Origin of the sequence: Pedobacter sp. GR22-6 (assembly GCF_037402555.1) — a bacterium.
Lineage (GTDB): Bacteria > Bacteroidota > Bacteroidia > Sphingobacteriales > Sphingobacteriaceae > Pedobacter.
This window is the reverse complement of sequence record NZ_JBBEUC010000005.1, coordinates 161,302-176,630: the sequence shown is the minus strand read 5'-3', so window position 1 is coordinate 176,630 and position 15,329 is coordinate 161,302. Positions and strand designations below refer to the sequence as shown.

Annotated in this window: 11 protein-coding genes; 8 read left to right on the top strand and 3 right to left on the bottom strand. The window is 40.6% G+C overall.

Annotation, left to right across the window (positions count from 1 at the left end):
• Positions 1 to 8: 8 nt before the first annotated feature.
• The 3 genes from WAE59_RS21415 to WAE59_RS21405 all read left to right on the top strand — a co-directional run bounded on the left by WAE59_RS21415 (position 9) and on the right by WAE59_RS21405 (position 2,160).
• Positions 9 to 878 (top strand): phosphodiester glycosidase family protein, encoded by an 870-nt coding sequence (locus tag WAE59_RS21415; RefSeq protein WP_337858034.1) that lies wholly within the window; start codon positions 9 to 11, stop codon positions 876 to 878.
• Between the two features lie 12 nt (positions 879 to 890).
• Positions 891 to 1,883, top strand: a complete 993-nt coding sequence (locus tag WAE59_RS21410; RefSeq protein ID WP_337858033.1) for a hypothetical protein — start codon at positions 891 to 893, stop codon at positions 1,881 to 1,883.
• 85 nt (positions 1,884 to 1,968) lie between these two features.
• A complete protein-coding gene (locus WAE59_RS21405) occupies positions 1,969 to 2,160 on the top strand; it encodes a cold-shock protein (RefSeq protein WP_090993574.1) in 192 nt (63 codons plus the stop codon).
• A 198-nt stretch (positions 2,161 to 2,358) separates the two neighbouring features.
• Here the strand turns inward: WAE59_RS21405 and WAE59_RS21400 are convergent, their stop codons facing one another.
• On the bottom strand, positions 2,359 to 3,150 hold the full coding sequence (locus WAE59_RS21400; protein ID WP_337858032.1) for a glycerophosphodiester phosphodiesterase: 792 nt from the start codon (positions 3,148 to 3,150) through the stop codon (positions 2,359 to 2,361).
• 93 nt (positions 3,151 to 3,243) lie between these two features.
• On the opposite strand from WAE59_RS21400, the gene WAE59_RS21395 reads away from it, so the two are divergent.
• The 5 genes from WAE59_RS21395 (at position 3,244) to WAE59_RS21375 (ending at position 12,891) form a co-directional block, all read left to right on the top strand.
• Entirely contained in the window at positions 3,244 to 6,585 is a 3,342-nt protein-coding gene (locus WAE59_RS21395) for a hypothetical protein (protein WP_337858031.1), read from the top strand.
• Positions 6,586 to 6,597: 12 nt separating this feature from the next.
• Entirely contained in the window at positions 6,598 to 7,041 is a 444-nt protein-coding gene (ybeY, locus tag WAE59_RS21390; protein ID WP_337858030.1) for an rRNA maturation RNase YbeY, read from the top strand.
• A gap of 280 nt (positions 7,042 to 7,321) precedes the next feature.
• On the top strand, positions 7,322 to 9,181 hold the full coding sequence (locus WAE59_RS21385) for an ABC-F family ATP-binding cassette domain-containing protein (protein WP_337858029.1): 1,860 nt from the start codon (positions 7,322 to 7,324) through the stop codon (positions 9,179 to 9,181).
• A 76-nt stretch (positions 9,182 to 9,257) separates the two neighbouring features.
• Positions 9,258 to 11,120 (top strand): tRNA uridine-5-carboxymethylaminomethyl(34) synthesis enzyme MnmG, encoded by a 1,863-nt coding sequence (gene mnmG / locus WAE59_RS21380; protein ID WP_337858028.1) that lies wholly within the window; start codon positions 9,258 to 9,260, stop codon positions 11,118 to 11,120.
• Positions 11,121 to 11,262: 142 nt separating this feature from the next.
• The gene (locus WAE59_RS21375) at positions 11,263 to 12,891 is read left to right on the top strand and encodes an Ig-like domain-containing protein (RefSeq protein WP_337858027.1); all 1,629 of its coding nucleotides are present in this window, start codon (positions 11,263 to 11,265) and stop codon (positions 12,889 to 12,891) included.
• Here the strand turns inward: WAE59_RS21375 and WAE59_RS21370 are convergent, their stop codons facing one another.
• Positions 12,892 to 13,401, bottom strand: coding sequence for a gamma carbonic anhydrase family protein (locus tag WAE59_RS21370; RefSeq protein WP_337858026.1), 510 nt, complete (start codon positions 13,399 to 13,401; stop codon positions 12,892 to 12,894). It abuts the gene before it with no gap.
• 4 nt (positions 13,402 to 13,405) lie between these two features.
• Positions 13,406 to 14,992, bottom strand: coding sequence for an L-aspartate oxidase (gene nadB / locus WAE59_RS21365; RefSeq protein WP_337858025.1), 1,587 nt, complete (start codon positions 14,990 to 14,992; stop codon positions 13,406 to 13,408).
• Positions 14,993 to 15,329: the final 337 nt, after the last annotated feature.

Genomic DNA, 15,329 nt, shown 5'->3' with positions numbered 1-15,329 from the left:
GGCTCAGTATGGCTAAAAAAACGATCCTTTTTATTCTCCTCTGTGCCAGCCTCCAAACGGTATCTGCACAGCATACAGACTCCCTTACTTTTGTAAAAGCCAAATGGGACAAAACGCGCATTGCAAAAAGAACAAACCTGATCCGCCATCACTTCAACAGCAATGATTTGTTTGGTGCCAATCAAAACATCAGCTATATTGAAGTTTCATCCAAAGGAAAAAGCCCTGTGCTTGCCCTGGCCGCCGATGAGAAAGTACTGAAAACAACCAGCAGCTTTGGGAAAGAAAATCAGGCACTCGCAGCGCTCAACGGTACTTTCTTCGACGTCAAAAATGGTGGCTCAGTTGACTTCGTCAAAGTCGATGGAAAGGTGATCAACCCTAACCGACTGGAAAAAGACAACAGCCGCGCCGCACATCAGCAAGCAGCCATCATCATCGAAGAAGGCAAACTCCGCATCCAGAAATGGGATGGCAGTGCCGACTGGGAGCAAAAAATTGCAGCGGCAAACGTGATGCTCAGCGGTCCGCTGCTTAGCCTTGACCGCAAAGAAGAACGTATCGATTCCAATGCTTTCAACTCCAACAGGCACCCCAGGACGGCCATTGGCCTGAAGCCTGATGGGAAAGTCATCCTGCTCTGCATTGATGGGAGAAACGCTAATTCTGCAGGCGCCACCTTACCAGAACTCCTGAAGATCATGAAATGGCTGGGCTGTTCCAGTTCCATCAACCTGGATGGAGGCGGCTCCACAACGCTATGGCTCAATGAATTTCCAGATGGAGGTGTAATCAACTATCCGACTGACAACAAGCTCTGGGACCACGCAGGTGAGCGAAAAGTCGCCAACGTGATCCTTCTTAAAAACCGCCCTTAGCGCTATATTCAAATGATAAAACCATTCCATACACCCTTTTTTATTTGCTTGGTTCTGCTCGTCACCTCCTGCGGAACTGAGGGCAACAAAAAGCAATTGTCAGGGAGCAAACAGACAGCAACCGAAAGCGAGGAAGACAAACCTAAGGAACGCCTGAAGTTTGACGACATTATTGGCATTCGTTATACCGAAGTCAAGCGCAGGTTTAGCAACAACCTTTCGTTCAATGAGCTCGGTTTCCAACAGGAGCCATCATGGATCATTGAATTTCAATCTCAGGATACCGTACTGGCCTATAGCCCGGTGAAGGAACGAATGTTGCCCTTCTTCTTAATGTACGACCATGGCGACGTATACAACTTTGCAAAAGAGTTTTTCCGGATCAAAAAAATCAGCAAGGACAGTCTCGTTTTTCAGCGTTTGCATGTAGAGAAAAAAAAGATTGCTTCGGACATCAAATCCGACGTGAACATGACTTTTTATGCCAACAGCTATATTGAGAAAGTACTCAAAACTACAGCGGCTCAATTACAAAGGCCAACCAGGGCTGATACCGCTTATATACAGGACTTAACCAACAAGGCCAACCAGGAGCCCGGTAGTGCCAATAAAGCCTTTGCCGGTCGTCAGCCTGTGAAATTTACCTCCACCAGCCCATTGTTGAGTGTGATGAAAAAAAGCACTGTAGACAAGATGAATGGAAGGACAGAAGCTTTTGATTACCTTTTCCCTAAATACCGGATTGTGATCTCCAAGGCTTATAAGGATTTTGCATTCGAATTTAAGGTCGTCGTAGATGCACAGGGCAAAATGCACCTGACGAATGTTGGGTATACAGGCTTAACAGAACCCGAAGCCCGGGAAAAAACGATCAAGGCGGTCATTGATGTGTACCTCCGGAATCTCATGAAAACCGAGCCCGGAACTACGCTGGGAATCGTACATCCCAGCGAGATTACATTGGTCGTAGTAGGCAGAAAATCAGGCACAAAGGCTTCACAATAGCTATATTTATCAAAAAAATTTGCATTTGCACTTTATATCAAAATAATATGTACATTGCACACTTAATTTTTTAATAAATAATACAATGCAAGAAGGAACAGTAAAATTTTTTAATGTAACTAAAGGTTTCGGATTCATTATCCCTGCAAACGGAGATAGCGAAATCTTTGTACATTCAACAGGCCTTATCGATGAAATTCGCGAAAATGACAAAGTTGAATACGATGTTGAAAGCGGAAAAAAAGGCTTGAACGCGGTTAATGTTAAAGTAATCTAGATTATTAAAAACATAAATTGTACAAAGGGCGGCTGATTGATCAGGCCGCCCTTTTTTATGGATGAGTTTAGGGTGAGTCCGCCCTGAGTCCACGGTGAGTCCACGTTAAGTCCACCTTTTTCCAAAAAAACCTGGACTCAGTACAGAACTACCAGGGATTCTGGGTGGATTCAGCTGAGACCCTTCTAAAGCCTGGCTTTATTTGCGCTCTTTTAACGTTTCAAAAAGCAGTTCGGGCTCATTGGTTGTGATGAACTCTACATTACTGTTGAGCAGCCATTCCATATCCGCTTTGGCATTTACTGTCCAGGCATTGATCGTGAGTCCCAGTTCTTTTGCTTTATGAAACCACTCCCCTTTCTGATATACGCTGAAGTGATAATCTGCGCCATAGAATCCGTCTGCCTTTAGTTTTTCCAGTTCCACATCCCCTTTCAGGTAAGCCACGTTCGCTTTAGGATCGATGGTACGGATGCGCTCCAGGATATCGTAGCCAAAACTGATATAATCTACCCATGCACTTGCTTTCAGCTTTTTAACCATAGCTACCGAACGCTTGGTCGTTTCCGCATCCCATTCAGGACTTACGTTTGACACTTTGATCTCCAGGATCAACTTGGTTTTCTTCTGTTTAAGTCCTGCTTTGAGGTAATTTTCCAGGGTCGGAATGCTTTCCCCGTTAGACAGCTTTTTAGATAAAAGCTCCTGATAAGTCGCGTTAGCTATTTTTATGCCCTGGAAATCTGCATCATGATTAACAACCAATACGCTGTCCCGGGTCATGTGTACATCAAATTCCGAACCATAGCAACCCAATCTAATGGCCTCATTTAAAGAAGCAATAGAATTTTCAGGAAGGCTTTTTTTCTTCCATGCACCCCGGTGTGCAATTACAGGATTTTTATTCCAGGACTGAAGGGATAATGATACGGGTTCTATGTTTTTTGTAAATAATGCCATCAGAGAAACGGCTAATATGGAAGCTTTCATAATCAAACTAATTTTTGCAAAACTAAGCAATAGGGAATATATCAATATTTTCTTAAAGTTATTTTTTTAACTTTAGTTCTCATTCCGGAATTCATGAATAGCAATTACGATCTTCTGATATCCAAAATCAATGAGTTTACACAGAAATTCTACCTGAATAAACTTTTAAGGGGCAGCATTTATGCCGCTGCATTGCTATTGGCACTCTACCTATGCCTCTTTGTTTTCGTGTATTATACACATCCTGGTGTAGGCACCAAAACATTTTTATTCTTCTCGTTTATCCTGATTGCCCTGATTTCCATCTATTTCTGGATGCTCAGGCCTGCGCTCTCCTATTTCAGGCTGGGAGAAAAACTGAGCAAGGAACAAGCGGCTGATCTGATCGGAAGTCATTTTTCTCATGTGAAAGATAAACTGTTAAATACCCTTCAGCTCAAAAGTCTGGCCGACCAGAATCCGGCCAACAGTCAATTGATCCTTGCAGGTATAGATCAAAAAATCAGCGAGTTGAGGCCAATTCCTTTTACAAGTGCCATTCGGTTAAACGACAATAGAAAGCACGTCAAATACCTGCTTTTCCCATTTTCGGTCATTCTCCTGATTGTCGTCATCGCTCCTGCGATCTGGAGAGAAGGCACTACAGGCCTGATCCAATACGATAAGGTCATTTTACCGAAAGCCCCCTTTGAATTTGAGCTGATGAACAAAAAGCAGCTTTTCTCCCAGGGAGAGGATGTTACGATCAATCTGAGAATGAAAGGCAATGAGATCCCCCAGGATGTTTATGTATCAGACGGCATCAATACTTACAAACTGGAAAAAGAAAGCAGCACCCGCTTCAATTATACCTTCAAAAACGTTCAAAAGAACAAAGAGCTGCAGTTTACGGCGGGAGGTTTTGAATCTCAAACCTTTGTTATAGAGGTAAAGCCCAGGCCTTCGGTACTGAGTGTACAAGCGAAACTGCAGTATCCTGCTTACTTGAATAAGTCGACAGAAACGGTAGCAAATGCCGGTGATCTCCTATTGCCAGAGGGTACACTCGTGGCCTGGAAAATAACGACTGAGAACAGCAGCGAACTGAGTTTTATATTGGGAAACACACCACATGTGCTTGAGGGACAGTCGAACAGTTTTAGTTTTAGTTCGAAATTAAAAGACAATATAGGGTACAGGATCCTTCCCAGAAATCAATTTGTCAACAGTAAAGATTCTTTGAGTCACCAGGTCACCGTGATCAAGGATGCTCATCCCAGTATAAATGTCATAGAAACAGCGGATTCGCTGAGCAGCAAAGTGCTGTACTTTTCCGGCAATATCTCAGATGACCATGGCTTTTCGGCTTTAAGATTGAAATTCAATATCAGGGAAAACGGGCAAATTAAAAGTTCGGTAAGCAAATCCATTTCTGTCAAAAAGGAGCAGTTGGAACAGTCTTTCTTCTTTTTATGGAGCCTTACGGAGGCCGCTGTGAAGCCCGGGCAGGTTGTGGAGTATTATTTCGAGGTAGCAGACAATGATGGCGTAAACGGGCCTAAAATTGCCAAATCAGACATCAAGACGCTTGATGTTCCTACACCAAAGCAAATCGCAGAAAAAATAGACCAGGGAAGTACTGCTTTAAAGCAAAAAATGGAAAAGGCGATTAAGCTTGCCTCAAACGTTGAGAAGGACAGCAAAAAACTGGCTGAAACGCTCCTGGATAAGAAACAACTCTCTTTCGATGATAAAAAGCAGGTGGAACAACTGCTGCAGAAACAAAAGGAATTGGAAGAAGCTGTCAAAGAAATTAAAGCCCTGAATGAAAAAAACACCTTCGAAAAAGAGGAAAACAATGCGATAAAACAGGAGCTGGCTGAAAAACAGAAGCAGATCGACAATCTCTTCAACAATGTTCTGGATGAGAAGACAAAAGAATTGCTTGAGAAGCTCCAGCGTATGATGGACGACAACAATAAAAATCAGACGCAGAATGAGTTGTCGAAAATGCAGATGGACAACAAATCATTGAAGAATGAATTGGACCGGATCCTGGAACTCTACAAACAACTGGAATTTGAACAGAACCTCCAGCAAAACATAGATAAACTGGATGAACTCGCTAAAAAGCAACAAGAACTTGCTAAAAAGACCGCTGAGAAAGCAGAAAAGGAGCTTAAATCACCAAGCAGTGACAAATCTAATACGGAACAGTTGAAACAGGAACAGCAGCAACTTTCCAGCGATTTTGAAGACCTGAAAAAAGAGATGGATAAACTGGATCAGAAGAACCAGGAAATGGAGCGGCCAAATTCTTTTAAAAAACCTGAACAACAGAGCAAAAGCATACAGGAAAAACAAAAAGCAGGAGAAAACAAACTCAATCAGAACAACAAAAAAGAAGCTGCTCAACAGCAACAAAAGGCGGGGGATGAAATGGAGCAGCTGGCCAGGGAGATGAAGGAAATGCAAGAGGAATCTGAATCTATGGAAAATAATGTCAATGCAAAAGATTTGCGGCAACTTCTTGAAAACCTGCTCAATACCTCATTCGATCAGGAAAAAGTGATGATGAACCTCAGGAACATGAGCAGTAGCGACCCGCTGTACACGGCAAATGTACAGAAACAGCGCAGCATCAAAGACAACATGAAGACCATTGCCGATAGCCTCTTTTCGCTGAGCAAGCGCGTACCACAGATCGAAACTACGGTAAATGAGGAAATGCAGCAGATCAACTTCAATATGGACAAGAGCTTGGAAAATCTGGGTGAAAGGAATACTTCTGCAGCCAACAGGAATCAGCAATATGCAATGACTTCCATCAACAACCTCTCTCTAATGCTGAACGAAGCGCTGGAACAGTTGCAGAACATGCAGAAAAATGCAAAATCCGGGAAAGGAAAAAAACAAAATATGCAACAATTGCAGAAAATGCAACAGCAATTGAATGAAAGTATGCAGAAAGCCCGTGAACAGATGCAAAAAAGCGGGAATCAGGGAACAGTACCTAAAGGCCAAATGAGCCAGGAATTCAGTAAAATGGCGCAACAACAGCAAATGATCCGTGAAGCGCTGCAAAAAATCAACAGAACCGACAATAAAGATGGAAAGGGTAAGCTTGGCGACCTGAATAAAGCGATAGAAGACATGAAAGCCACCGAACGTGATCTGGTCAATAAGAAGCTGCAACAAGAGACCATGAACCGTCAAAAGGATTTGATGACAAAACTTCTGGATGCAGAAAAAGCAGAACTTGAACAGGATGAAGATAGCAAAAGAGAAAGCAAAGCGGCAAAAGATTTCCCAGCCTCCTATCAGCAATTGATGGACAAGTTCAGGAAAACACAGCAATCTGAAACAGAATGGCTGCAAAAATTGCCGCCCAATTTGAATGAGTATTACAAAACAAAAATTGCGGAATATTTTAAATTGCTAAATTTGCCCAAATAATTCTGTCCTTTTATGCCAGCCATCCATTTCTTTACCGAAGACGTCAAATATAACCTGAAAAATAAGCTTGCACTAAAAGCCTGGATCAAAGCGACCATTCAGTCGGAAGGCTATCGTCTGGATGAACTGAGCTTCATACTTTGCTCAGACGAATACTTATTGCGGATCAATCAGGAATACTTAGACCACGACACCTATACTGATGTGATCACTTTCGATAATTCTGAAATAGCTAAGACCATTACAGGAGATATATTCATCAGCATAGAAAGGATCATTGAAAATGCGAATCAGTATGGACTTCTGATTTCGGATGAACTGCAGCGGGTAATGATACATGGCACGCTGCACTTACTGGGCTACAAGGATAAAGGAAAAGCAGCGAAAAAACGCATGACTGAAAAAGAGGACGAATATTTGGCTGCACGCTCATTTATTGAAACAAGCAGAATTTAGCGATACCGTTTCCTCTTTGGGTAAAAAACGACCTCAAATAACGGCTTCTAAGCGCAGATCGGCTATCTGGTCAACACAAGCATCATAAACCCATTAAAACGCCTTAAATCGCATGAAATAACGCCAAATGGACTGGAATTCTTCTTTCAGTCTTTCGCAATGCGGCTTTTTATAAATCCGCGAGCGCAATAGGAATATACCTCAGCTCTTTAGATTTATATTTTATTTATTCCGTACTTTTGCAATAATTTTCTTATACATATATCGTTAATCAAAAACTTTGAGCACACTAATTGCAGCCGAAAACCTGGGCCATGCTTATCATGATGAATGGCTTTTTAAAAACTTGACACTGGGCATCCAGACCGGTCAGCGTGTAGCGCTGGTTGGAATAAACGGTGCTGGTAAAAGTACCCTACTCAAATTACTGGCCGAGCGCTTTTCTCCCCTGGAAGGAAAGATCGTAAAAAACAAAATGGTGAAGATTGGTTTCCTGGATCAGGAACCCTCCTTCCCGGACGACTACTCGATCAGTGATTTTATTTTTTCATTGGAGAACAAACAACAACAACTCATAAAAGAATACGAAGAGTTGATTGAAGATCCTAATCCTGATGAGAAAAAACTGAACCGGCTGTATGAAGAACTTAGTGAGCATAATGCCTGGGAATATGAGCACGAGATCAAAACGATTTTGAGTAGAATGGGAATTACCCATTTGCAACAAAAAATAGCAACCCTATCTGGTGGACAAAAGAAACGACTGGCCTTAGCTAAACTGCTGATTGAAGATCCTGAGATTTATGTGCTGGACGAGCCTACCAACCATTTGGATATTGATACCATTGAATGGCTGGAGAAATTACTGACCTCAGGCAACAAGACCATTTTGCTGGTTACCCACGACAGGTATTTTTTAGACAATGTATGCAACACCATTGTTGAATTAGACCGTGGTAAGATTTACAACTATAACGGCAACTATGCTTATTTCCTGGAAAAAAAATCTGAAAGGGAAGCAGCGGATGAAAGCACTTTCCAAAAAAACAAAAACCTGTTAAAAAAAGAACTGGAATGGATGCGCAGAATGCCACAAGCCAGGGCAACAAAATCTCAGGCCAGGATTGATGCGTTTTATGATCTGGATGCAAAGACCAAACAGCGCTCCGACAACCAAAGCATTACCCTTAATGTTAAAATGGCGAGGCAGGGAAATAAAATTTTAGAACTCGATCATATTGGACAGACATTCGATGAAAAGAAAATCATCAATGATTTTAGCTATGTTTTCAAACGTGCCGACAGGATTGGTCTGGCGGGTAAAAACGGAACAGGAAAATCTACATTACTAAACATCATGACTGGCTTTCTTCATCCGGAAAAAGGAAATGTAAGCACAGGAGAAACCACCGTTTATGGGTATTACAAACAAGGGGGTTTAGCATTCAATGGAAAAGAGCGTGTGATTGACATTGTAAAATCAGATGCGGAGTATATCAAAATGGCAGATGGCTCAACCATTTCTGCTTCACAACTACTTACCCTTTTTCTCTTCCCTCCCAAAAAACAACATGGAATGGTGGAAAAACTCAGTGGAGGAGAAAAGAAGCGCTTGCACCTCATGAAGGTATTGATGCAAAATCCAAATTTCCTGATTCTGGATGAACCTACCAATGATTTGGATATAGATACGTTAAACGTACTGGAAGAATTTCTGGAGAATTTTCCAGGTGTACTTATCCTAGTATCTCACGACAGGTACCTACTGGATAAAATGAGTGAGCAATTGTTCATCATGGAAGGAAACGGTGAAGTCACCATCTATAATGGAAATTACTCAGAATACCGCTTGAGCTTAGATGCACCAAAGGAAAAATCTGAGCCCAAAAAGAAGGAAACCTCAACTCCAATAAGCGCAGCTGTAAATGCTAAAAAGCTAAATTACAAAGAACAGAAAGAGCTGGAAACACTGGAAAATAGGATGCCTGATATCGAATCAGAGATTGCAAAACTCAATGAATCAATATTAAAAATAGACGCTGCAGACTATATTAAACTACAAGAAGTGGCACAATCTATAGAAAAATTAACCAAGGAAATGGACACAGCGATGGAACGCTGGCTGGAATTATCTGAATAAAAAACACTGTTCCACGTGAAACACCTCCCCTATTTTGCGGCAGGTTTCACGTGGAACATAACCTTAAAATTAGAAAATGTTTAAAGAATATGACGTAATTGTAGTAGGTGCAGGACATGCTGGATGTGAAGCCGCGGCCGCTGCAGCCAACCTCGGATCATCGGTATTACTCATCACCATGAACATGGAAACCATAGCACAAATGAGTTGCAACCCAGCAATGGGTGGCGTAGCGAAAGGTCAGATCGTTCGGGAAATCGATGCATTGGGTGGTTATTCTGGCATCATTTCCGATAAAACTACATTGCAATTTAGGATGCTGAACCTATCAAAAGGACCGGCGATGTGGAGTCCAAGGAGCCAAAATGACCGCAAAAGATTTGCTGAAGAATGGAGATTGGCCTTAGAGAGAACGCCAAATGTAGACTTCTGGCAAGAGATGGTAAGCAGTTTAATGATCAAAAACAACACTGTAATTGGCGTAAAAACCTCTTTAGGAATTGAGATCAAAGGCAAATCTGTAGTGCTAACTAACGGTACATTTCTGAATGGGCTGATCCATATTGGAGAAAAAAAATTCGGCGGAGGTCGCACCGGAGAGAAATCAGCCACCGGATTAACCGAGCAATTAACAGAAATTGGCTTCGAAGCCGGAAGGATGAAGACTGGTACCCCACCCCGTGTAGATGGACGATCATTGAATTATTCGCTTATGGAAGAGCAATGGGGAGATGAAAATCCAGGCAGATTCTCCTATACCAATGTAGAAAGATCAAAGGAACAACGCTGCTGTTGGATCACCTATACCAACGCAAATGTACATGAAACCCTGAAGGAAGGCTTTGAAAAATCGCCGATGTTTACGGGTAGAATTAAAGGATTAGGACCAAGATATTGCCCTTCAATAGAAGATAAAATTAACCGATTTGCAGAACGGGAACGCCATCAAATCTTTGTAGAACCCGAAGGATGGGATACCTGTGAAATTTACGTGAACGGATTTTCCACTTCATTACCAGAAGATGTACAATATAAAGCGCTAACCCAAATACCTGGTTTTGAGAATGCTAAAATGTTCAGACCAGGCTATGCAATTGAATATGATTATTTTCCACCTACCCAACTGGGTCTTACTTTGGAAACCAAATTAATCAGCAACTTGTTCTTTGCAGGTCAAATTAATGGCACAACTGGATACGAAGAGGCTGCTAGTCAAGGGTTTATAGCTGGAATAAATGCGCACCAGAAAGTATATGACAAACATGAACTGATCATGAAACGCTCGGAATCTTATATAGGTGTGCTCATAGATGACTTGGTGACTAAGGGAACAGAAGAGCCTTATCGGATGTTCACTTCAAGAGCTGAGCACCGCCTGCTATTGAGACAGGACAATGCAGACATCAGACTCTCCCCTATTGGCCATCAACTCGGATTGATCAGTGATGAACGTATGGAAATCGTAAAGGCTAAAGTAGCCAATTCAGATGCTATCGTTAATTTCGCAAAGAAACAAGGGATTGAAATGTCCGAAGCAAATTCTATATTAACGGAACTTGGAACCAGTCCGTTAAATCAAAATGTAAAATTATTTAGCTTATTGAGTCGACCTCAGGTTGGCATTTCAGATATCAGATCCGTCAGCAATTCATTTAATGAATTCCTAAATGAATTCGATCAGGAAACTATTGAACAAGCTGAGATAAAAATTAAATACGAAAGCTATTTTGAGAAAGAGCAGGAAATTGTAAATAAAATGCAAAAAATGGAAGATAAAGACATCAATCCAAATTTTGATTATTCTCAGTTGGTATCTTTATCAAAAGAAGCCCGAGAAAAATTATTGAAGATCAAACCGAGAACTTTAGGCCAGGCATCCAGAATTTCCGGAGTTTCCCCGTCGGATATCTCTGTTTTAATGGTCCATATTAGCAAATAACAGTTAAAGTACTGATATTTAAGTATTTGATATAAATAGTAGAGAGATTAAAATGACTTCATTAAAAGCGATATAAGGAGTTTTTATTATTTTTTAATGATAATGATCGAAAAACACTCACAATTTAATACAACGCATAAAAATGGCTAAAAATAAGAACAGTCAATTTTCATCAAATTTTGTAGCCCTTTTTGTCGCCTTGCTCTTTGCCTATGGCTGTGCAAGTATACAGCAGCCTCAAGGCGGACCCAGAGATACTACCCCGCCGAAGATATTGGGTATGGTGCCAAAAAATCTGAGCACAAATTTCAACGCAAAAAAGGTGGTGATTGAATTCGATGAATATTTCAATATTCAAAATGAATTCAAAGAATTTTCTGTATCCCCCGAAATGGAGAAACCACCGGTATTAAAGAAAAAAGGAAAAAAGCTCGAAATTAACTTTCCAGACACTTTAGAAAAAAATACCACTTATACGCTAAATTTCGGAAAGGCAATTGCTGATGTCAATGAAAGCAATGTGGTCAAAAATTTGACCTATGTGTTTTCTACAGGACCAGAATTGGACTCGCTTAGCATTAAAGGTAAAGTCATCAATAGTCTCAGCGGTCTTCCGGAAATTGATGCACTGGCCTTCGTATTTCCACTTAACCGTGATACGCTATTCGGAAAAGGACGTCCATCTATCTATACGACAACTGATAGCAGCGGTAATTACAGTTTGAATAACCTGAGGAAAGATACATACAGACTCTATGTATTAAAGGAAAAAAATGGCGATAAAATCTATCAGCAAGCCATTGATGAAATAGGGTTTAGGAAGGATTCCATTGTACTGGACAGCAATATTACCAACGCTAATATGGAGATTTTCCAGGAAGATGCCGTAAACTTTCGGATATTGGAAAGGAAGTTAAATAATGACGGGAGCATTACCATGTCCTTCAACCAGAAACTGAAAAAACCCAGTATATCTGTCACAGATCCAGCTCCTCTTGATGTAAAAAAATGGGTAAAATGGTCGAGAAACAACGATTCACTTAAAGTATGGTTGAGCGATATGAACTTCGATTCTGTAAAAATAGCGATCAGTGATGAAGCTAAACTCCTGCAAACTGTGAACTTTACCAGGGGTAAAAAAGAAACCTACAATCGGGTAGTAGATGCGCGTGATAATCTGGAATCCAGACTATTAAATCCAAATAGACCCTTGAAGTTAACTTTCAATTTTCCCATTGAAAGTATAGATGTCAGCAAGATCACCTTGCTTGAAGATTCTGTTAAGAAAACTGGCTTCAGCATTGAAAAAGACAGCAGCGATTTTCTCTCTTATACGGTAAAATATCCATGGAGGGGTAAGAAAATTTACGATATGAAATTTGAAGCAGCTGCAGTAACTGCCATTTTCAATGCAAAAAATAAAGAATTCAGGAAAAGTTTTGAATTGGCTAAGCACGACGATTATGGTACACTTTCAGTAAAAATCACTGTGCCGGAGAAAGACAAAAGCTATATTCTGGAAGTGGTGAACGAGGCCAAAAATGTAGTCAATACCTTGCTTATTAAAAGAGATACCTCGGTTATTTTCGCCAATTATAAAGGAGGAAAATACTTCTTAAGAATTACTTATGATAGCAATAAAAACGGCAAATGGGATACCGGTAATGTAGCGCAAAGAACCCAGCCAGAAAAGATATGGAACGAACCTAAAGAACTCTCTATCAGACCCAACTGGGAAAGAAATGAAGTCATTACCATCCCAAAAGAATAACTATCTAAACCAGTCGCTATACATGATATAGTTGTCCGGTAACTTATTCAATAAAGCCCTTTGCTCTTCAGTAATGGGCTTTATTTTTTTTGCAGGAGTGCCTGCATAAATGAAACCAGACTCACAATGTGTATTTTCCAGCACTACAGAACCAGCTGCAATGATGGTATATTCCTCTATCAGCACATGATCCATTACGATAGCACCCATTCCAATTAAAATATGGTCTTTTAAGGTACAGCCATGAACAATGGCATTGTGTCCAATAGAAACCCGATTACCGATCACAGTCGGGGCCTTCAGGTATGTAGCATGGATCACTGCGCCATCCTGGATATTGCTATCGTTACCAATCCTGATGCTATTGACATCACCACGAATAACTGCATTGAACCAAACTGAACAATTTTTTCCCATTACCACATCACCCACTATGGTCGCATTAGGCGCTATGAAGCAATTGTCATCCCATTTGGGATATATTTCTTTTACTGGTAAAATGACTGGCATAGAATTAAAATATGGTATCGGTTAACTGCTCATTATGAACAGGATAGTCAGTTGTATAATGCAATCCCCTACTCTCTTTACGCGCCATGGCAGACTTGATCACAATATAAGCGACCTGTATGACATTCCGCAATTCGCACAATTTTACAGAAACTTTGTTTGCTTTATAGAAATCTTCCGTCTCCTGGTGAAGCAAATAAAGTCTTCTCATTGCCCTTTCCAATCGAAAATCAGAACGTACAATACCCACATAATCGCTCATCAGTTTCTGCATTTCGCGAAGGTTATGCGTAACAAGAATATCTTCGTTACTCTGTGTAACGCCGTGATCATTCCAATCCGGAATATTATCAGGAATCACGTTGTTCTTAAAAGCCTTTACGGCATCTTCAAAAATTCTGTGTGCAAAGACCGGAGCTTCCAGCAAAGAATTGGAAGCCAAACGATTAGCACCATGAAGTCCAGTAGAAGAACACTCACCACAGGCGTATAAGTTTCGGATAGAAGATCTTCCATATTCATCTACCAGAATACCTCCGCACATGTAATGAGCAGCTGGGGTAACTGGTATTAAATCTTTAGTCATGTCTATCCCTATTGACAAGCACTTGGCATAAATATTAGGGAAATGAGCGAGTATATCCGATTTTTTCCTGTTTCTAATGTCCAGATAAACAAAGTCTTCACCAGATTTTTTCATCTCAGAATCAATCGCCCGGGCTACAATATCCCTTGGTGCAAGAGAACCACGTTTATCGTATTCGTACATGAATTCCTCACCATTTTTTCGTCGTAAAACACCTCCAAAACCTCTGACAGCTTCAGAAATCAAGAAGGCAGGGTACTCCCCGGGATGGTATAAAGCAGTCGGATGAAATTGAATAAATTCCATATTCCTCAATTTACCTTTTGCACGATAAACCATAGCCATCCCATCCCCAGTTGCAATAACTGGATTAGTTGTGCTGGAGTAAATATGTCCGGCGCCACCAGAAGCCATGATAGTCACATTTGCCAGGATCTTTTCCACATCGTTAAGCTCTGTGTTAAAAGCATATATCCCATAACAGTTGATATCTTCGGTACTCTTATCCACATGTTGTCCCAGGTGATGTTGGGTAATCAGCTCCAAACAGAAGTAGTGTGTTAATATCTCTATGTTGTTATTCTGGTGAATTTGTTTTAAAAGCACACTTTCTATCTCATATCCGGTCACATCTTTATAATGGAGCACACGATGTTCAGAGTGTCCGCCTTCTTTGGCCAGATCGTAGACTCCCGTCTGATTTTTATCGAAATTAATGCCATAATCAATGATCTCCTGGATACGCTGAGGGCCCTCTTTTACAACGATTTCCACAATCTCCGGATCACATAATCCGTCGCCGGCAATCAGGGTATCTTCGATGTGTTTTTCAAAAGAATCATCCTTATCTACCACTACGGCTACTCCACCCTGTGCATACTTCGTATTTGACTCATCTTCATTGGATTTGGTTACGATTAGCACCTTTCCATACTGGGCAGCCTTCAGGGCAAAGCTTAAACCAGCTATACCTGAACCTATGACCAAAAAATCTACTTTTCTCATTAAAATGTGTTAATTCAACAGGTTGTTAACAACCTCCATATAATTGTTAACTTAATGTCTAAATAAATAGAGCAATTATTTATGAATGTTTAAAGCTAAGGTAAAATGGCAAGTTGACACAATATTTTAAGTTATTTTTGAGCAACTTTGCAACAGTTATTAACTTTTTACACACACATTAACAATACACATATTGATATGGATAAGTTTTTAGCGCGTTTAATATCTAGTTGTAAATCAGTTCATATTTTGAATAAAAATGTAATCTAAATGTTAGTAAATTATTAATAAGTCATATTTACACGCTAAAAAATCAAAATTTACAAACACTACCAAC

Bases quoted from the DNA above. Each gene is read 5' to 3' on its own strand.
- WAE59_RS21370 (WP_337858026.1), bottom strand. From the start codon at position 13,401: ATGCCAGTCATTTTACCAGTAAAAGAAATATATCCCAAATGGGATGAC.
- WAE59_RS21415 (WP_337858034.1), top strand. From the start codon at position 9: ATGGCTAAAAAAACGATCCTTTTTATTCTCCTCTGTGCCAGCCTCCAA.
- WAE59_RS21395 (WP_337858031.1), top strand. From the start codon at position 3,244: ATGAATAGCAATTACGATCTTCTGATATCCAAAATCAATGAGTTTACA.
- WAE59_RS21375 (WP_337858027.1), top strand. From the start codon at position 11,263: ATGGCTAAAAATAAGAACAGTCAATTTTCATCAAATTTTGTAGCCCTT.
- WAE59_RS21400 (WP_337858032.1), bottom strand. From the start codon at position 3,150: ATGAAAGCTTCCATATTAGCCGTTTCTCTGATGGCATTATTTACAAAA.
- ybeY (WP_337858030.1), top strand. From the start codon at position 6,598: ATGCCAGCCATCCATTTCTTTACCGAAGACGTCAAATATAACCTGAAA.
- WAE59_RS21410 (WP_337858033.1), top strand. From the start codon at position 891: ATGATAAAACCATTCCATACACCCTTTTTTATTTGCTTGGTTCTGCTC.
- mnmG (WP_337858028.1), top strand. From the start codon at position 9,258: ATGTTTAAAGAATATGACGTAATTGTAGTAGGTGCAGGACATGCTGGA.
- WAE59_RS21405 (WP_090993574.1), top strand. From the start codon at position 1,969: ATGCAAGAAGGAACAGTAAAATTTTTTAATGTAACTAAAGGTTTCGGA.
- nadB (WP_337858025.1), bottom strand. From the start codon at position 14,992: ATGAGAAAAGTAGATTTTTTGGTCATAGGTTCAGGTATAGCTGGTTTA.